This is a genomic window from Marinobacterium lutimaris, assembly GCF_900108065.1.
In the GTDB taxonomy this organism is placed as follows: domain Bacteria; phylum Pseudomonadota; class Gammaproteobacteria; order Pseudomonadales; family Balneatricaceae; genus Marinobacterium_D; species Marinobacterium_D lutimaris.
The window spans coordinates 1562057-1579550 of record NZ_FNVQ01000001.1; the positions used below are offsets into that span (position 1 = coordinate 1562057).

Below are 17494 nucleotides of genomic sequence, written 5' to 3' on the forward strand. Positions count from 1 at the left end.
TTAACCCAGCGCCGTATCCAGGATCATCATCAGCCCAAAGCCGGCCATCAGGCCGATGGTCGCCGGCGTTTGGTGACCATTACGATGAGTTTCGGGAATAACCTCGTGGGACACGACAAACAGCATCGCCCCTGCCGCCAGCCCCAACCCGACCGGGTAAGCGATAGGCACGCCGCTGGCCACACCTATGCCAAGGAAAGATCCCAGCAGCTCCATTAACCCGGTGGCGCCGGCCAACAGCACCGCGGTGGACGCTTTCATTCCGGCGGCGCGCAACGCCATGGCGACCGCCAGCCCTTCGGGAATATTCTGCACCGCAATGGCCGTGGTCAGCGGCAGACCAACACTCAGATCACCACCGGAAAAGCTGACGCCGATCGCCATGCCCTCGGGCAGGTTGTGCAGCGCAATCGCCAGGGTAAACAACCAGACCCGGCTCAGCCGCTGATAGTCTGGCCCATGCGCGCCCAGGTGCTCGTGCTGATGGGGCGTAAAGCGATCCAACCCCAGCATCAGGGCGACACCAAGCGCCAGCCCGAGGGACAGAATCAGCGACGAAAGGACCGGACTGCCGGTAAGCCGCTCACCTTCGGCAAGCCCTGGCAAAATCAGCGAAAAAGAAGAAGCGGCCAGCATCATGCCCGCTGCGAAACCGAGCATGGAGTCTTCCGTGCGCGCCTTGAGATTGGTTAACAGCAGTGCGCCACAGGCACCGAGCGCGGTGGAAGCAAAGCCTATAAAACCGCCAATCGCCGCCTCGCCGAAGGAAACAGACAGAACCGATGCTCCCAGCAACTGGCTCAGTAACAGCACCAGGATAGCCAGCACCGCAGTCAGCAGCGCTGCCGCCGTCCGGGGACGCCCACGGATTTCAGCCAGCCAGGCATTGATAAAACCCTGAGAGGGTGGATCGTAACTACTCATAAAATGAAGTCATAACGTCCTGTCATAAAATGCTGTCATAAAGCCCTGTCATAACGCCCTAATAGAACTCCTTGTGATCAATCGTCTGCGGTTCGGGAGCTCTCGATATCTGCCGCATCAGCTCAAGCAGGGCTCGCTCAAATACCGTTTTTCAGATCATATCGAGCACCCAGTATACCCAAGAGTCGTCCGCAGGCCTTACCCATCAATGGTGAACACTTGCCCGAATCACCGGAATGTAAAACCTCCCGACACGATGCCAGGATGCAGGCGGCTAACTTAATCCAGCGTACAGTCTTCTGAGAGCGGCCGCTGCGCGCTGCCGTCTGTTTTCGTGATATACAGCGTTACCTCACCGACCGCCAGGCCCCACTTAGACATTTGTGTCCGATTGATCAGGGTCCGGTCATCCACCAGATACATCCAGTCATCCATGGCCAGTACCCACTCTTTTCCAGACACCGGTACCCGCAGTTTGTACTGCCAGTTCAGCGCGTTGCCCTCGGCACTGCCTGCGGCCTCGCCTACCACATCGCCGGCGGTTCCGGTGTAGGCGTAGGCGCCGCTTCGATCGTCCTCAGCGAGACGCCAGCAACGAGTCTGCTCACTGCCATCGGCATAGATAAAGCGCTCATCCAGAACACCTCGCCCATTCTCATCCCAGTGACCGACAATATCGGCACTGAAACGGCGTACCACCTTGCCGGTGAAGTCCTGCACTATGCCCTTGGCTTCCAGCTGGCCGGAAAAGAACTCGCTGAGCTTGAGACGCGGCTTCTCGTTTCGATAGTCACTGAGGTTCGCCGAGCAACCTGCAATCAGTACCGCGCCAATCAGCGCAACGGATAGCCGGGTCAATCTGATCTTGGGTATCACCTTCTCTTACTCCTTTCCTTTAAGCCGCCGGGTCAGCTCCGGATACTCGCTATCAGGGGCCAGCCAGATATCCAGAAACGCACGATTGAAGTCGGAGTCATCCAGCTCACCCAGGTATTTGCCATTGAAATAGAACGCACCAGCGCCGTCCGCTCGCAGGTAGAACGCCAGTTGGTCGCCATCATCGACGCTGGGCAGCAGGTCGTTTAATTCACCGGGTACCGCAGCCCTCTCGAAGCGCCCCTCCAGCTGATTGAGCGTCTCGTCGACAAGCTCGCGACTAGAGATAGCGCGATGGTAGGTCAGCTCAAGCAGTAGCGGTGCCTCACCCGGTCGATAGGACCCATCGGCGCTGAAAAGCCGGGCGTCGTAGATATCCAGCCAGAGCAGACTGAAACGCGCCTGCCCCACCTGCTCCAGCCCCTGCGGATAACGGCTTTGCGCCGTCGACGTCAGCGATACGCAGAGCAGTGCAACCAGCAGATAAACGCTGAGAAAAGGTTTAACGCGACATGCAGACATGATGCACCTCGATACGATCTTTCAGCAGGATCAGCAGCGGAAACAGCAACGCCCAGACCAGTGTCAGTAGAGCGACAGAGGACAGCACGCCTGGACCAAAGGAAACCGCGCCAAGCTCAGACGCCGCCAGGTAAGTGCTGCTACCGCCAGGCCCACCGATCAAGGCGGCAAGACGGTAACGACCGGAAAACCAGTTGAGCGTCTGGTTCAGCGTCGCCGCAAAGGCAAACCAGAGCACCAGCAGCCAGAGAGGTGGCCAGATTGGCGAGGGCAAATCAGCGGAAGAAAATCGAAAAACACCAGACAGGGTCAGCAGCGAGTCGACCGCAAAGCCAACCACGGCCACAACCAGCATCAGTTGCAGCTCTTTACGCGGCGAGAAATGCAGAAAAACGTGGATCAGCAAGAGCAGCAGCGCGACAGGCATCGCCGCGTTGCCCCAGAGCACCAGCGACCACCAGATCAGCTGAAAGCCGACCAGGTTAATCCAGAAATTAGATGAGAGACCCGATCCACCTAAATCGGAGAGCCGGGAAAGCCGCGATGCCATAATCTGCTCCAACATTGATGCTGGAGTTACGCATCCCGGTCAGGGGTGGATCAGCGCAGAGCATCACACTGGGGCGCCCTGCCCTGAGCTCGCGCCTGCTGGTAGATCGGCAGCAGCTCATTGACACGATCGCCAAGGATGGTGACGCGGCTGGTGGGCGCCGGGTGGGTCGACATAAACTCCGGCGGTGCGGAACCGCCCTCTGCCGCCATCTTGCGCCAAAGGCTGGATGCCTCACGTGGATCAAATCCGGCGTCCGCCATCAGATCCTGGCCAAGCACGTCCGCTTCACGCTCGTGAGACCGGCTGTATGGCAGGATAACGCCATACTCTGCGCCCAGCCCCATGGCGCTCATCAGCGCCTGCTGGGTGCCCGCTTCAACCCGGTTGGTCAGCAACAGGTTGGCCAGGTTGAGACCGGTAGACGTCACCTGCTGCTGGCTGAGCCGGGCATTGCTGTGCTGGGCCAGTACATGGGATATCTCATGACCGATAACCGCCGCCAACTGATCCTGGTTATCGACCATTTTGAGCATGCCGGTGTAGACGCCGATTTTACCGCCCGGCACCGCGAAGGCATTGACCGCGTCGTCCTTGAAGACACGGATCTCCCACTGTTCGGACTGCAGCCCGTAGCTGGCAGGAATCCGGTCGATCAGCGCCTCACTGACACAGCGGACATAGCGGTTTACCTTATCGCCTGAGTCGATAGGCGTTTTGGCCTTGATCTGCTCGAAAGATTGCTCGCCAATCGCATTCATCTGTGTCGGCGAATTCAGCAGCAGAGTGCTCTCACCGGTCGGTGAGGTCGCGCAGCCGGCCAGCAAGGCGCCGCCCAGCAGAGGAAAAAAGGTGGTGCGGAAAAACCGCGCTAAGGGTTTGGCGCTCAGGTTCATCAACTCAACGTCCTGGTCAGGTTTATGGTCAGATTCAACGGATTCAAAGGCAGCCAAGCCGCCCGATCTCACTGCGCCCGGCGCGACGCCAGCTCGCAGAAGAAATTCACATATTCGCTATGACCGCGGGTGAACAAAAAATTCAGTCGCAGCTCATCTTCAGGATCGGTAATTCCACTCAGCGCTGCACAAACATCGCTAGCGAGCCGGTCTATGTCGACCCCGGGGCGCACCACTTCACCACCGCTGCTATCGATAAACACGCAGGCGTTATCGGTAGCAAAGCTTTCTCCCAGTGCCTGCACCAGGGTCAGGAAACCGCGGTCGCTGCCGCCGCGCTGATAACCGCTCTCGGCACGCCTGTGCGAGGTGACCGTATCGCCGACAGCGACGATACGCGGCATCTCGGCCGGGTCAAAGTGGCTCTGCGCCAACGCCAGCAGCTGATCGATATCCGCCGGCGCCTCACGGGCATTAAAGTGCTCTCCAAGGGGATACTCGCCGGTGCGGCGGTAATAATAGTGGTTCAGCAGCACGAGTACACCCACCTCTTTTACCGCCCCCTGCAGCATGAACTGAAAATCGGTGGTACCGGCATCGGAACCATCACTGATGCGCGGCTGTTCGTGACCGTCAACCCGACCGAGATTGGGTGCATAGTGGATGAAGAAGGAATCTTCGAGACCGGCGGTTACAGCCTTCTGCAACAACCCTTCACTGAAATGGACAGCAAGCCTCTGAATCCGCGTATACAGCTCCGGTCGCTGACGAAAATGGTGGTAGAGCACGTTGATATTCAGCGTTGGCGAGACGCGGTTATCGAGCACGCAGGCCTCTACCAGTGCAGAGAGCGTCTCACCACTGAGAGAAAACGGCGCTCGTCCGAGGCTTTCAGCGAGAAACTCCCGTCCCCATTGCGGCACCTGCGCCAGAAACCCGAGCTCTGCATCACTAACACCGGGGTGGCTCACGCGCCCCGATGAACCCTGCAGCTGCACACCGCCGCCGGCGAGGCCTGGCAGATACAACCCACGTTCAAACGCCTCTTCCGGCGCATCGAAGGCGCGCTCGACGATATCGTTCACACCTCGCGAGCCGATATGCTCACCATTGGTCAGCACGAAAAAATGCCCATCCATCAGCTTGCCCGCCTCAACGTAACGGCGCTCAATCTGACGTGTCAGAGGATCACTGACCAGCCCCATACAGACGCCATCCAGATCCTGGATGATGAGCAGGTTTTCACAATCAGACAGGGTATCGAGCAGCGTGGCGTGATCGAGCGAGTAGCGGGCTTCATGCAGTGATATGGGCATCGTCCAAGGTGACCTTTCCTGACCTAGGGAGACCCAACATGGTTGCGGCTCTGCGCCGATCAGTCAACCGAGCACCTGAACACCAAGTTCCACTCAGAGATACAAAGCACGCTGACGAGCCTCACGCTCAAGGTCGGGATCGTCAACAAACCCTGCCGCCTCGATCCGCTGCAGGTAGCTTTGCGGCAGACCCAGTTCTTTTGCGCCCACCAACACATGCTGGAGGTACCAGCCGTACGGCAGCAAACGGGGGTCGATCAACGTGGCGTAGTAGGTAAAAGCGGTATATTCACGACCGAGCACATCCACCACGTTGACAGACTTTTTATCGTAGCCCCGTCCCAGCCCCTCAACCCTGTCCAGCTCACGTTCCGACGCCGTACCCAGCTCGTAGATCGCGCCCAGCACCCGATCGTCGCGATTACCGGTATAGAAACTGTCACACTTGGCTGAGCCATCGGGGCTTATCTTGTGAAAGCGCAGGTCGTGCTCGAGCAGCGCACAGGTAGCGATTCGCTGTGCATCCGGCGCACGCTCCCTCAGCCTCAGTAACGACATATTGGAACCATAGGCAAAGTAGATCATCCGCCCTCCCCGGGCATCACCACCCATTCGGGTTCTTCGAACTCGCCCAGGGTTTCGATCTCTACAAACGGGGCGGCGCTGAGAATAATCTCTTTGACCTGCTGACTCGGCTTTGCCTCCATCGCATCACGCTCCGCCTTGCTATTCCAGTGGGCGATGGCGATCAACCTATCCGGATCGCCAATCTTGCGATGCAGCTCAGTTCCCAGTGCCCCCGGGGCCCGCTGAATCAACTGACTGGCCCGTACCCAGGCATCTGCATACTGCTCAGCGGAATAGCCCGGTTTGATTCTGACCTGGAAGATATATTTCACCTGTTTTCCTCCTTAACTCCCTGTCATTAACGCCCTGTCATTGCCGCTTTTAGCGGCGCTCGTTCTGGCACTGCTACTGACTCCTCAGCTTGTCATCTCTATAGCTGAGTATAGCGATCTGCAACCTGCGGTCTGCGTGTTAGACTCGCCAATCCAAACCCGGTATGGAGGTACGATGAAGTTCAACGCGGTGTTATTCGACCATGACGGCACCCTGGTCGATTCTGAAGCGATCCACATGCAGCTCTGGCGTGAAGTGATGGCGCCCTATGGTGTGATGATCAGCGATGAGGATTACTGGGAAAAGATGCTGGGTGTGCCGATGGAGCAGAGTGCGGCAGAGCTGATCGAGCGCTATCGCCTGGATACCAGCGTAGAAAACATCTCGGCCGCCAAAAACAGCGCCAACAGAGAGTTCCTCAGCAGCAACTGTTTTCCGCAGATAGCCGGCGCCTCCGACACCCTTAACTCTCTGGCTCAGCGTACCCGGCTCGCCCTGGTGAGCGGCTCCCAGCGCGATTGCGTTGAAGCGTCTATTCGCGGCCATGGCTGGAGCTCTATTTTTGAGCAGGTGGTCAGCGGCGACGATGTGGAACGCAACAAGCCACACCCGGACAGCTACCTCAAAGCACTGGACCTGATGGGACAGTCTGCAGAGAACAGTGTCGCCGTAGAGGATACGGAAACCGGAATTATCGCCGCACGCGCCGCCGGCCTCGAAGTCATCGCAATTCGCAGCCCGCTATCGGACAGCCACGATTTTTCTGCCGCGACAGCAGTCGTGGACAGCCTGAACGAGGCGCATCAGTGGCTATTGGCAAGGCTGGCATAAACGCCTGAATAGATGATTGGGCGTGAGCCAACTGTTGCTGACCCACGCCCAGATGCGGCCCGTAACGCGGCCTGCTCAGTAACTGCGCGGCAGGTATTCCAGCGCTGCTTTCGGCGGACGCGAAAGCCCCGCAACAACCTGGCTGGTCGCCGCCTCCAGCACCTGATCGTAGGTTGCGAGAATCTCCGGGCGCGCGGGTACAAACTGCGCCATGGCGGCGATATCGCAGAACTGCAGCCAGTTCGCATCCACGTAGTGCTGCAGTGTCTGGCGATGCACACCATCCTTGAGAGTGACCTTCTCAGGCCTTAGCCCGACTACAGGCAAGGCTCGGTTTTGCGCTACTGCCTCGGTCAGCATACTGAGACTGTCGGCGGTGACGAATATGCGCTCCGCCCCCTTAAGATAAGCGCCAAGACCAGCTCTCGATTCCTGATAATCGATAACATCATGGCAATAAGCGCGCAGCTCAGCATCGGATAACAGGGCGGTCCCCGCTGCAGGGGTGCGACGCGAGTTGCTAACCAACCAGCGGATATCGTACTTTTCGGCCAGATCGATCATTGCCGCTTTCAGCCGCTGCCAGTCCTGATCCTGGTAACAGAACCCCGACCCCTCTCCACCTATCAGCAGTAACCAAAGCGGGCGTGAAGCACTCCTGAGATAGTCGGCTCTGCGAACATCATCTGCACTCTTTCCCTGACCTGCACAGCTGAAAGGAACACGAGTGGCCACCTGATTCGGCAAACCTTCATCCCTGGCGGTCACGAGCACGGAAAACAACCTGGCCGGGATTCCATACCGATTACCGATAAGAATATTGTCACAGTGATACAGCGACGCCAGCGCGACATTCAGCGGAACGATTTTTCCGCCAAAGGATAGAATCTGTTGCGGCATTCCCTGAGGCAGCTCACAGCGATAGAAGCTAAGAAGCAGGCGCGGTGAGATCATTCCCAGACGACAGAGCCACACCGCCAACAGCCGCAATAGTCCGGACCGGGGATAGGCTTTGATCGTCCTCACCTCTGCTCCGGTTCGATTAGCCAGCCGTTGCGCCAACCCCTGAGACTGGCTCAGGTGACCCGCCTTGCCATCGTAAAGTACCCAGATTTGCGCGTTAGTCATCGACTTACCTCCTAAGTTGAAGGCAAGGCTAGACAAGAAACATTAGAGTTAACTTAAGGGAGGGTGACAGTTTGACTACAGCTAAAATCCACACGAGACAAAGCGACGGCCGTCATCGATATCAAACGATCAGGTATTTAATCTTAGGAGGAATTGGTGGAGCCTAGCGGGATCGAACCGCTGACCTCAACACTGCCAGTGTTGCAAGGACAAAAAATTAAGCGCCTGATCAGACTGAGGATTTCAGGTGTTCGGCTGTCGTCATTTTGTCTACATGTGTCAGCAACCGACGTGTGAGGATTTGTCACAGATAGCGCTACACCAGGCTGCCACTCCAGACACAAGAAAGGGCGCCAGCGGCGCCCACCCCTTCAGAGTCCTGACGCTTCGATTTCTTGAACAATTCCGTTGAACTGGCGATAGATACTGTCGAGCGCGAACACCAGCTCTTCGGTCGAAGCAGACTTTATCAAATCCTCATTCGACAGCGCGCTGGCATGTATCTGACCGGTGACGGCTAAGCGGCGGATTTCATCGAACGCTATCCCTGCGGTGACAGCCTTCTGACGATCTCGAATCCTCTGTGTTAGACTACCCATCGGGCAACCCCTCCTGCTATGTAACTGGCTATGTGATTGGTTGTTCATGAGCGCTGGGGGGCGGAATCCCCCAGCTGCTCCCCCTTCCTTTTGTCGTCACATCCGAACTGCTGTATATAACCGACAAAGCCAATCATAGAGCGACATTTTAAAATCGCAACAACTTTTTGCGAAAAATTATATTTTGCAGGATTTTTGTCACCGTTAGAAAAATCTAAAAAGCGTTAGAGCCCAGCAGTAATCAATAGATGGCATGTTGTAGAATGCCCAACATACCTCCCTACACTGTAGATTGTCCTGTCGACACAAACTACAGTCAGTTATTACTTACGTAAGTCTTTGTCCTGACAGTACAGTTTTACACATAGATAGCTCACAGATAGCGTTTCCTTTAACGATTTAACGATTTAACGATTTAACGATTTAACTCATTACATAATTAACGAATTAACGTGGCCACGACTTAGCTTACATTTGGTGTAATCAAATAAACGCTTTGTGTGTATCTTACTGCTGCTGGCTATCTATTAATAAGTGTAGAATTAATACTGCCTAATAACTATTTAATAACACTATTTAATATTAAGTCAGTGGTTATCTACTTAATAAAGGATCATATTGTATTGAGTTAACGTACCAGCTTCCTGGATTATCTCCCCTCCTCGTACGTAAACCTTGCCGCCTACGGTACCGGTACCTCGCACTGCCAGCATATCGCCAGACAGTAGCTCTACTGTGCTGGTAGTACCGTCAGTGCTGCTTACTGTAGCCACTAGCGTTACGTCTTCCGGTATCAGGCTTTTGAACTGGGTCCAGATGTTAGGCATTGGTCACACTCCTTTCCGCTGTCAGCGTCTGCCGGACTATCAGCTCATCTTCACTGCTCTGTGCGCTGATACTGGTGCCAGTAATCTGGACTGGGTAGGTTTCGGCGGTGTCCTGCAGCTCTACCAGGTAGCCAGGCAGTATCAGGCCGGGGGCCTCGCCTTGCTGGGTGAGCCAGGTGGTTAGATTCATGGTTTCCCAGACGCCACCTTTGCCGATTTCTACGCGGCCGCGTTCATAGCCGGCGTTTTGGTGAGTAATCAGGTTATCCGTGATCTGGGGCGCCAGCACATCGCCAGCGGTACCGTCGCGGGTGACGGTGACAATTACCCCGCCATTGATGCCACCGGCAACGATAGCGCGGTTGTAAGCCGGGCGGCTGGTGTTGTCACTACTGATCTGCTGAACCAGGTCAGCGGGTAAGATCGCATCGAGCTGGGTACCAGCATTGCTCCAAAGATGCGGGCTTACGGGGTGGCGCGATTTGACGATCAGTGTTTTGCTAGCCGGGTCGCTCATGACGAATGCGCCAATACTTTCGGCAAGGCGTTTGATTGCGCCGATCGGGGTCAGTGTCTCGTAGCTGTAGGCACCAGCCGGAATAAGCCAGTCCTGTGCCTGCCAGTCCAACGTCCATCCTGTGTTCTGCAGCTCCAATTCAGCCAGCTGGCTGGCTGTGTAAGGTGCAGTGATCAACTTGCTGCGGGCCGGGGCATGAGGATCTGACAGCCAGCCAGATAGGCTCACACCTCGGATCGTAACGGTTTCGCCGTTGGCAAAGTCTCGCGTCGGTGCGCAGCCCCGTACCATGCCAGTGAACGTATGCCCATTGATCTCGCAGGCAATCTCTCTAGGGCCATTGCTGTCCGCCTTGAGCAGTGCCTTCTGTGAAGGGTCGGCTAGTGTTGCGTTGAAGCGCCAGCCCCAGGAGTCGGTATCGGTGGACCAGGTGACGTTGGTGGCCTCGATCTCGGTGCCGTCCGGGGTGCGGTAGAGTGTGATGCTCGGCATAAATATATAGACCTCTCTGATCGTGGGCTGAACGGGCCGATCTGCAGTTTCACCTGGCTCTGCGTTCCATCCCGGCTCTGCAATGTAATCTGGCAGCGGTCGGGTCCAGCTTCCGGCGCCCCATGGCACGGTTCGGCTTGTATCTGCGGTCGGTGATATTTCATGAGGGATGGCGACGCCTGGATCTGCCGGCCTAATCCCAACGGTGCGCTCTGGCTCTACCACTTCGACAATCTCACCGAAGTTGATTGCCCCAGCGTCTGGCGGGATGTAGTTCGGGTAACCTGCAGGCGTGAAATTGACAGCGTTCCAGAGCGGCGGCGTGTAGGTGATATCCTCGCCGCCTTCATCGGCTACAACTTCCGGGTCGAAAAATAAAGCGGTGCTGAACCAGCGGTAATGGCTTCCGCGATCCACTGCCGGCGGAATGAGCCAGGCCGGCAGCTGGTACCGATCGATATGGTCTTCAAAATCTGCCCACGGCAGGCCCTTGTTGATATCGGTGGGCAGCGGGTAGTTTTCGGGCAGCTCGGTGTCGCTGTCTGCCCAGGTATCAAAATCGCCCCATGGCTGCCCCTGTTCCCGTTCAACGACCGGCATCATGTTGATGGGGACGGCCGTTCCGGCATCGCGGTGCTCGCCCTCTGCCCACGCGCTGCCGGTCATCGTGTCTATCTTGTCCGATGCGGTGAAGCTGGCGTTAAGCTCTGCCTCTGGCTGTGTGGCCTTCGACCAGGGCAGGGTTTTGATATCGGCAGATAGTGCGGCCGTCGGTACCGGGTCGCCCCAGGCGGCGCTAAAGCTGACGGTTTCGGCCTGGTTGATGTTTATGGTCGCATCGATCGGGACGATAAACGTCAGCTGCAGGCTAACGGCTTCAGCGGGCTCGCTGACGGCCATTGAGGCGGTTGCCGGTGCGTCTGCCGTGATCTGGAACAGCACCGTTTCTGCCGGCTCTGTTACGGCCAGGGCAATGCCGATTTCTGGGAGGCTTGAAACCCCACCAAAGCGGACGTCATCCCACTGCGGCGGGGTGTAGCCATCCTCAAACGCGAAGTTGATAGCGCCCGCGTCGGGCGGTGCGTAGTCAAACGCTACCTCGGCCGCATTCCAGACCGGCGGCGTGTATCCGTCGCTAAAGCTGAAATCCAGCGCGGCCGGGTCTGGCGGGTAGTAGTGCTCGGCCATGCCGTTACTCGATCGTCAGCGAATCGGGGCGCAAAGGTCCACCCTGGACAAGTTCCAGGGTGTTCAGCTCAACAAAGGCGCCGCTGCCGGTCAGGTCGCAGTCGCCCTGGTAGATCCAGGTTCCGGCGCCGTTCTCCAGTCTGGCCCAGGCGGCAGTTCCGCCGGCGGTCACAAATTGAGTGACGGTTGCGACCAGCGTCAGCCTGCCATCTGCATCTACGGTACCGGCCGGCTGATCCAGTGCCAGAGTGCCGAGCAGTGCCGGGATCTCGCCCATGTCCTGCCAGGTGATGTCGTTATCTGTAACGGTTTCGCCGGTGGTCGGCCAGGTGGGCCCGGTACCGGCGCTGGTGCCGTCGTTTTCGGCGCGGTAGTAATGCAGGCCAGCGGTCACGTAGTCGCCGGTGGTGTAAGCGGTACTGACCGCGTGGGCTGGAATGGCATCGATCGCTCGGCCTTCGTCCGGCTGTCCGCCGGAGTAAAACAGCAAGGCGGCCGGGTTGGCGTCTGCGTCCATCAATCCGAGGCGGGCTTGCGCTACCACCACTTTTAATTCAGTGCTGCGGTAGAGCATTTAAACCTCCGGCGGCGGCGCTATCGGTCCGTGGACTTGGGGTTGGTAGCCGTTGTCGTAGATCGCCATGACGTAGGCGTTCCAGCGGCGCGGAAGCCTGAATGAATAGGTGCCATCGACCGGGGAGCTGGTTGTTTCCCACACCTTTGAGCCTGTATCGGCGTGGTAGGCTCTTAGCGTAGCCTGTACTGGCGTTCCGTCAGTGAGCGCTGTGACGCCAACCATGTCATAAGTTGGTTCTGTGTCCACGTCGGTTAAAGCTGCGGCTCCTGATACTTGTCCATAGGTATCACTACCAAAGGCTGTAACCGTACCATCGGTATGTAGGGCTAGTGAGTGTGCCCCTCCTCCAGCCACCTGCACCACCCCCGTCAATGCGTTTGCGATATTTGTAAGGGCTGCTGACAGACCTATGGCTGTTACCGTTCCGTCAGAATGCAAAGCCAGAAGGTGGTAATAACCGCACGAAATCTGGACCACATCCGTTAATCCGCCGGCACCTGTTACCTGCCCGGTATTATCCTGACCAAATGCCGTAACCGTTCCGTCTGAGTGGAGCGCTGCCGTAAATCCATAGCCGCATTCAATCTGCACCACATCTGTCAATGCGGCAGCGCCAGAAACTTTACTGTACTGGTCATACCCAAAACCAGTAACGGTTCCGTCTGAATGCAAAGCCATTGAGTGGTTCCAAAAGCCCCCCGCAACCTGCACAACATCAGTTAGCGCTGCTGCGCCTGATACTTGGCCGAGGTTATCAGAACCAAAGGCGGTAACGGTTCCATCAGAATGCAATGCAAGTGAATGATCGCCACCACCAGCAATCTGCACCACGTCGGTTAATGACGCGGCTGGGGATACTTGCCCTGATGCGTTATAGCCAAATGCGGTCATTGTTCCGTCAGCGTACAAAGCAAGCGTATGGTAGTTGCCACATGACACTTGGATTACGTTTGACAGCGTTGCCGCTCCAGTCGTCTGGCCATAGTTATTCTGCCCAAAGGCTGTGGCCGTACCATCGGTATGTAGAGCTATTGAGTGGTTTCCCCCTCCAGATATGGACCCTATGTGCTTATCATCGTAATAACTCATCCCGCATCCCCCCTGATCTGCAGCTTAAAGCTGTCATCCTCGGTTGTTGGTGTGCCGCTGACCGTGGTTCGCGCTATCCAGATCGGCGCGTGGGCGGCGTCGGTGTTGAAGCGCATCACGTAGTTGGTTGCCCATCCAGAGCCCCATCCGGCCGCCAGGATTGTGAAATACGGCGCCCCTGTCACCGGGTTAACCGGAGCGCAGTCGGTGCCGGTGTTGCCGGTGGCGATCTGGCCGCTGGTTTCACCAACTACATTGAAGGTGGTCGATCCGGTGAAGATGATCGCCCAGCGCTCGCGGATCGCGTTCTGGTTGTCCACCTGGATCGGGTAGAGCAGGTCGTTGTATTGGGCGGTTGTGGTGCTGCCGATCCGCGCATCGGACCATGTACCCGTCCAGGTTGCCTGACTAAACATGTGGTGCACTCGGCTGCCTAGGTCGCCAAAAATCAGCGCAGAGCTGATCCAGGTATCCGCCGGCTCGTAGGCGCGGCCGATCGCGCCAACCAGACTCAACTGGCCGTTGATCTGGGCCTCATTGACCAGGGCCATGTCCTCGATGCGGTACCGAGCCACCAGCGGTTGCGTGTAACCGGAAAGATCCAGCGGATCTGCCATGGTGACAGCGCCTGTTTCGCGGTTGACGGTATAGAGTGCGCCGTCTACCAGCGCCCCGGTCTGGTCCTCCAGGACGCAGCTCGCTAACTTGTCGAAGGCCAGTGTTTCGGTATCGTTGGCGGCCAGCGGGTTGCTCAGGGTTTCGGTTTTCGTGCTGTGTATGACGACGACCATGCCAGACCTAATGATCGGCACACGGCCGTCAATGGGCAGGCGCACTGGATCGAGCCCAAGGATCGAGGCGTCGAGCGGCATGTTGCTGTAAACAACGGCGTTGAACTTCATAGTGCCGGGATCCACCGGCGCCGGTACCCAGATGGTGCCGTCTTCCTCGATATCGTTTGCGTCGTACCAAAGCTGGGATTTCTGCGCGGCGGTCAGTGCACTATCGAGCACGAATTGCCCGAATCGAACATCGACAACGCCAGTTTCGTAGTCGATGGATCCGCTCATATCGGCGTTGCTGATCACGCCCTGTCCGTCCGGTGTTCCGGTAACGACCACGCCATCGATGCGGGTGGCGCGAAGGTAGAAGCTGGCAGGCCTCAGCGGTGCGCCTGGCGTGCGGAAATAAAGATCGTAGGCCAACCATGCGCCCATCTTGGTCAGCAGCGTTTTGATGGTGATGGCGTTACTTCCGCCGCCCTGGTAGCTGTCGAACTGGGCCACGCCTGTGGCGTAGTTGATTGATCCCATGGCCGTGGCGGCCCCGGTCTGGCGATTCCATCCAGCATAAAGGGTGCCTTCGCGGTCGATGATCGTCAGGCCGTTCCACACAAACTCCAGGCTGCCAGGCACGATCTGCCGAGTGGTGCTCGGTGTCAGGTTCACAGAGATATTCGGGATGGCAGCGCTTTCGCTCTGCGCAGTTGGTGTGACTGAATCCTGGGTGTAGCGGACGGCGATGCTGCCGTTCAGGGTGAAGGTTCGCGGCAGGTCGCGCTCATCATAGCCGCCCTCTGGATACACCCAGCCAGCGCGTTCGATGTACTCGATCCAGGTCACTGGCATGGTCACTGCGCCGGTGGCGTAGTTGATGGTGCCGCCGTTGCTTAATGTGCCGTTGCCGTTATCAGTGACGCGAGCGCTGCTGCTGCCCGTGTCATCCGCGCGGGTTCCCGCTATGCCTTCCAGCGCCGTTGTGTCGGTGGTGTAGGTGGTATCGAACTCTGCCACAAACGTGCCTACCTTGATCGGCGCGTTGGCGACGGTAAACGAGGCGTCATTGCCGCTGATGGAGTGGCTGACGGTTTCCTGCTCAGAGCCGCCGGTGTCGTAGCTGATCTGCAGGATGGCTCCGGAATCCGGCACTACTGAAGGCTGCAGGCCAACCTCGCCAATGCCATAAATGACGCGCCCGGTGCCGTCGCCCTGCAGGTTTCCTGCGCCGTCATCGGTGATGGTTTTTGTGGTGCCATCCACGTCATAGGTCAGCGTCAGCGAATTGGGCAGGATCTCTCCCTGGGCGACCGTAAACACAAGGTACGGCATTTCGCTGTCTGGGTCGGTGGTGCGGATCTCGTAATGTACCGGGGTGGTCCAGCTATAGATTACCCGGCTCGGCACATCGGGCAATCCGCCCAAGGTGGCCACCACTGATCCTGTGGCGTAGTTGATGGTGCCGGTGCCGCCGTATTCATCCACAAGGACGCCCTGTCCGCCGTCCTGCATGCGGTACCATTCGCCGTCGACCATGTAGTCCACAAACAGGGTTCCCGGTGCCGGAATCGGGCTCAGGGTTTTTACATAGTTGTAACCGCGATTTGCCAGCTCAATCAGCGTGCTGCCGGTCAGCGCCGTATCGTAGATCGCCACGGCCGGCGTGGCTGTAAAGGTGCGGGTTCCGGTGATGCTCAGGCCAGTAATCAGGCCGGTTTCGTAGTCGATCAGGCCGCGCTGGGTGCCGCCGGAGTCGCGCATAACGCCGGCGCCGTCATCGGTGTAGTCTCCAAAAGTGGTGCTGCCGCGCACCACCGGGCGGCCAAAACTTGCGGAGCTGTTGGCGATGGTCACGCTGACGGAATAAGCAGGCCCGGCCGCGACAATGTTGGCACGATCCACGCCGGCTTGAACGTCTACAACCGGGCTCTCTACTGTTGCGCTGGGGACCAGCTGGCCATAGATGGTTTCGGCCTTCACTGTCATGTCACCGGGGGCGATCGCCTCTTGCAGCTTAACAATGCCGTAATAGCGCGATGCATCGGCCACCTGGGTGGAGCGCAGCAGCGTCGGGCTGCCGTGGGCGCTGTAGCGTGATGCGGTTTGTGGACCTGGGAAGGTGTAAAGCAGCGGTGTGCCGATCTCCAGGGTATAAACGCGGCGGGTGAAGACGCCGGCGTTGTCCTCAAACTCCTGCTCGCCGTGCTCGATGCTATCGATGCGGACATACTGCTCGTTTCCGGTAAGATCGCCGCTACTGTCTTCTTCGCGCAGCAGGTAAACCTGCCCCACTTCAGGCAGTTTCGCGTCCAGGCGGCTGTACAGGCGCAGCATGCGCTGGCCTTCCAGCTGATCCCCCAGCAGCACGTAGGGCGACTCGGGGCCGCGCACCACGTAGCTCTCGATGCGGTCCTGCGCCTGGGTGCGCTCGTCGGTGTAGCTGCCAGTGGTGAACATGACGACCGAAACCCTGGGGTCATCCGGTGCGTCGGTCAGGATCGCGTGGCTGCCGTAGTACATGTCCTGGTTGGCTGTGCGGACGGCTGCAAATGCCTTGCGCAGGTTCACACGGCCGTATGTGCGATCGAGGCGACTGATATCGGGGAATAGGTTGTTCACCACTCCGTCCTCGATAACAACGGCACTCATCATGCCGCCGCCGTCCTCGGTGTCTGCCAGGCGCTCGGAGGCCATCAGTTTTATGTCGGTGTCTAGGATTGCCATTTCAGTCGCCTATTCCGAGTTTTTGTTTAACGCCGAACCAAACAAGGGTTCCTATCCCGACCAAGCCGGCCCATGCCCCGCCACTTGCCAGCTTTTCCAGCACCGCGGCGCGCACTCGTTGGCGCTGCTCTGATTCGCGGATCAGGGTCTGGATGAAGTCGTGGTGTTCCTTGTGCTCTGCATCCGGCATGGCGTTCATGCGATGCGTCAATTCGTTCAGGCACTTCCTTAGATCTTCCTGAACCAATCGCCCTCTAGTCCGCTCATCTTCAGCGCCTTGCACGATCTGCTGCAGGGCTTCTACCTTTCCCGTCAGATCGATGATGTGATCAATCGGCGATTTCTCGGGCATCAAGCCACCTCCATGAGCCGCAGCGTGAAGTAATACTTGTGGTTTGGTCCTGGATTCATGATCCGAGTGACCTGGTTCGCATCGATGGGCGGCCCGTTTTCACGATTCCAGATCACGGTGTGATCGGTGCCGTGATAACTCAGCGTCATCTCTAAACCGGGGGTTTCTGTCAGGGCGAATAGCGCGGTGATCGTTGAGCGAGGTACCCAGCAGGCATTGGCACCGCCAAACAGCGTCATTGGACGGCCGCCCACCTTGATGGCTTCATCGATCATCAACTTCCCGGTCAATGAGCGATCGGTGGCCTGGCGAACCGGGTTCCAATCGAACTCGTCCTGCCATTCCAGATCTTTGGGGAGTGGTATGCCTTCCAGGCTGATGGTCATAGGGCGCCTATAGTCTTGGTACAG

The 17494-nt window shown here is 57.8% G+C and carries 17 protein-coding genes; 1 reads left to right on the top strand and 16 read right to left on the bottom strand.

Features of this window, described 5'->3' with window-relative positions; genetic code table 11:
- The 8 genes from C4S72_RS06985 to C4S72_RS07020 all read right to left on the bottom strand — a co-directional run bounded on the left by C4S72_RS06985 (position 1) and on the right by C4S72_RS07020 (position 5983).
- The gene (locus tag C4S72_RS06985; RefSeq protein WP_104002306.1) at positions 1 to 924 is read right to left on the bottom strand and encodes a ZIP family metal transporter; all 924 of its coding nucleotides are present in this window, start codon (positions 922 to 924) and stop codon (positions 1 to 3) included.
- Positions 925 to 1203: 279 nt separating this feature from the next.
- Positions 1204 to 1800: a DUF3833 domain-containing protein gene (locus C4S72_RS06990; RefSeq protein ID WP_104002307.1), complete on the bottom strand. Its 597-nt coding sequence runs from the start codon at positions 1798 to 1800 to the stop codon at positions 1204 to 1206.
- A gap of 6 nt (positions 1801 to 1806) precedes the next feature.
- The gene (locus C4S72_RS06995; protein WP_104002308.1) at positions 1807 to 2322 is read right to left on the bottom strand and encodes a chalcone isomerase family protein; all 516 of its coding nucleotides are present in this window, start codon (positions 2320 to 2322) and stop codon (positions 1807 to 1809) included.
- On the bottom strand, positions 2303 to 2872 hold the full coding sequence (locus C4S72_RS07000; RefSeq protein WP_160115462.1) for a DUF2878 domain-containing protein: 570 nt from the start codon (positions 2870 to 2872) through the stop codon (positions 2303 to 2305). Before C4S72_RS07000 ends, C4S72_RS06995 begins: the two co-directional genes overlap by 20 nt.
- A 50-nt stretch (positions 2873 to 2922) precedes the next feature.
- Positions 2923 to 3768: a M48 family metallopeptidase gene (locus C4S72_RS07005; protein ID WP_104002310.1), complete on the bottom strand. Its 846-nt coding sequence runs from the start codon at positions 3766 to 3768 to the stop codon at positions 2923 to 2925.
- A 68-nt stretch (positions 3769 to 3836) separates the two neighbouring features.
- Positions 3837 to 5084, bottom strand: a complete 1248-nt coding sequence (stpA, locus tag C4S72_RS07010) for a glucosylglycerol 3-phosphatase (RefSeq protein WP_104002311.1) — start codon at positions 5082 to 5084, stop codon at positions 3837 to 3839.
- A 93-nt stretch (positions 5085 to 5177) separates the two neighbouring features.
- On the bottom strand, positions 5178 to 5669 hold the full coding sequence (locus C4S72_RS07015; protein ID WP_104002312.1) for a gamma-glutamylcyclotransferase: 492 nt from the start codon (positions 5667 to 5669) through the stop codon (positions 5178 to 5180).
- Complete coding sequence (locus tag C4S72_RS07020) at positions 5666 to 5983, bottom strand: antibiotic biosynthesis monooxygenase family protein (protein WP_104002313.1); 318 nt, start codon at positions 5981 to 5983, stop codon at positions 5666 to 5668. Before C4S72_RS07020 ends, C4S72_RS07015 begins: the two co-directional genes overlap by 4 nt.
- Positions 5984 to 6158: 175 nt before the next feature.
- Here C4S72_RS07020 and C4S72_RS07025 point away from each other — a divergent pair, with 175 nt between their 5' ends.
- Positions 6159 to 6815, top strand: a complete 657-nt coding sequence (locus C4S72_RS07025) for an HAD family hydrolase (RefSeq protein ID WP_104002314.1) — start codon at positions 6159 to 6161, stop codon at positions 6813 to 6815.
- Positions 6816 to 6890: 75 nt separating this feature from the next.
- On the opposite strand, the gene C4S72_RS07030 is transcribed toward C4S72_RS07025, so the two are convergent.
- The 8 genes from C4S72_RS07030 to C4S72_RS07070 form a co-directional block, all read right to left on the bottom strand.
- Positions 6891 to 7943, bottom strand: a complete 1053-nt coding sequence (locus C4S72_RS07030) for an ELM1/GtrOC1 family putative glycosyltransferase (protein WP_104002315.1) — start codon at positions 7941 to 7943, stop codon at positions 6891 to 6893.
- Positions 7944 to 8314: 371 nt separating this feature from the next.
- On the bottom strand, positions 8315 to 8542 hold the full coding sequence (locus tag C4S72_RS07035; RefSeq protein ID WP_104002316.1) for a hypothetical protein: 228 nt from the start codon (positions 8540 to 8542) through the stop codon (positions 8315 to 8317).
- 819 nt (positions 8543 to 9361) lie between these two features.
- Complete coding sequence (locus C4S72_RS07045) at positions 9362 to 11566, bottom strand: hypothetical protein (RefSeq protein ID WP_104002318.1); 2205 nt, start codon at positions 11564 to 11566, stop codon at positions 9362 to 9364.
- A gap of 4 nt (positions 11567 to 11570) precedes the next feature.
- A complete protein-coding gene (locus C4S72_RS07050) occupies positions 11571 to 12140 on the bottom strand; it encodes a hypothetical protein (protein ID WP_104002319.1) in 570 nt (189 codons plus the stop codon).
- The gene (locus C4S72_RS07055; RefSeq protein WP_104002320.1) at positions 12141 to 13232 is read right to left on the bottom strand and encodes an RCC1 domain-containing protein; all 1092 of its coding nucleotides are present in this window, start codon (positions 13230 to 13232) and stop codon (positions 12141 to 12143) included.
- Complete coding sequence (locus tag C4S72_RS07060) at positions 13229 to 16732, bottom strand: hypothetical protein (protein WP_104002321.1); 3504 nt, start codon at positions 16730 to 16732, stop codon at positions 13229 to 13231. The genes C4S72_RS07055 and C4S72_RS07060 overlap by 4 nt, the downstream gene beginning before the upstream one ends.
- 1 nt (position 16733) lies before the next feature.
- Positions 16734 to 17084, bottom strand: coding sequence for a hypothetical protein (locus tag C4S72_RS07065; protein WP_104002322.1), 351 nt, complete (start codon positions 17082 to 17084; stop codon positions 16734 to 16736).
- On the bottom strand, positions 17084 to 17470 hold the full coding sequence (locus tag C4S72_RS07070; RefSeq protein ID WP_104002323.1) for a hypothetical protein: 387 nt from the start codon (positions 17468 to 17470) through the stop codon (positions 17084 to 17086). The genes C4S72_RS07065 and C4S72_RS07070 overlap by 1 nt, the downstream gene beginning before the upstream one ends.
- Positions 17471 to 17494: the final 24 nt, after the last annotated feature.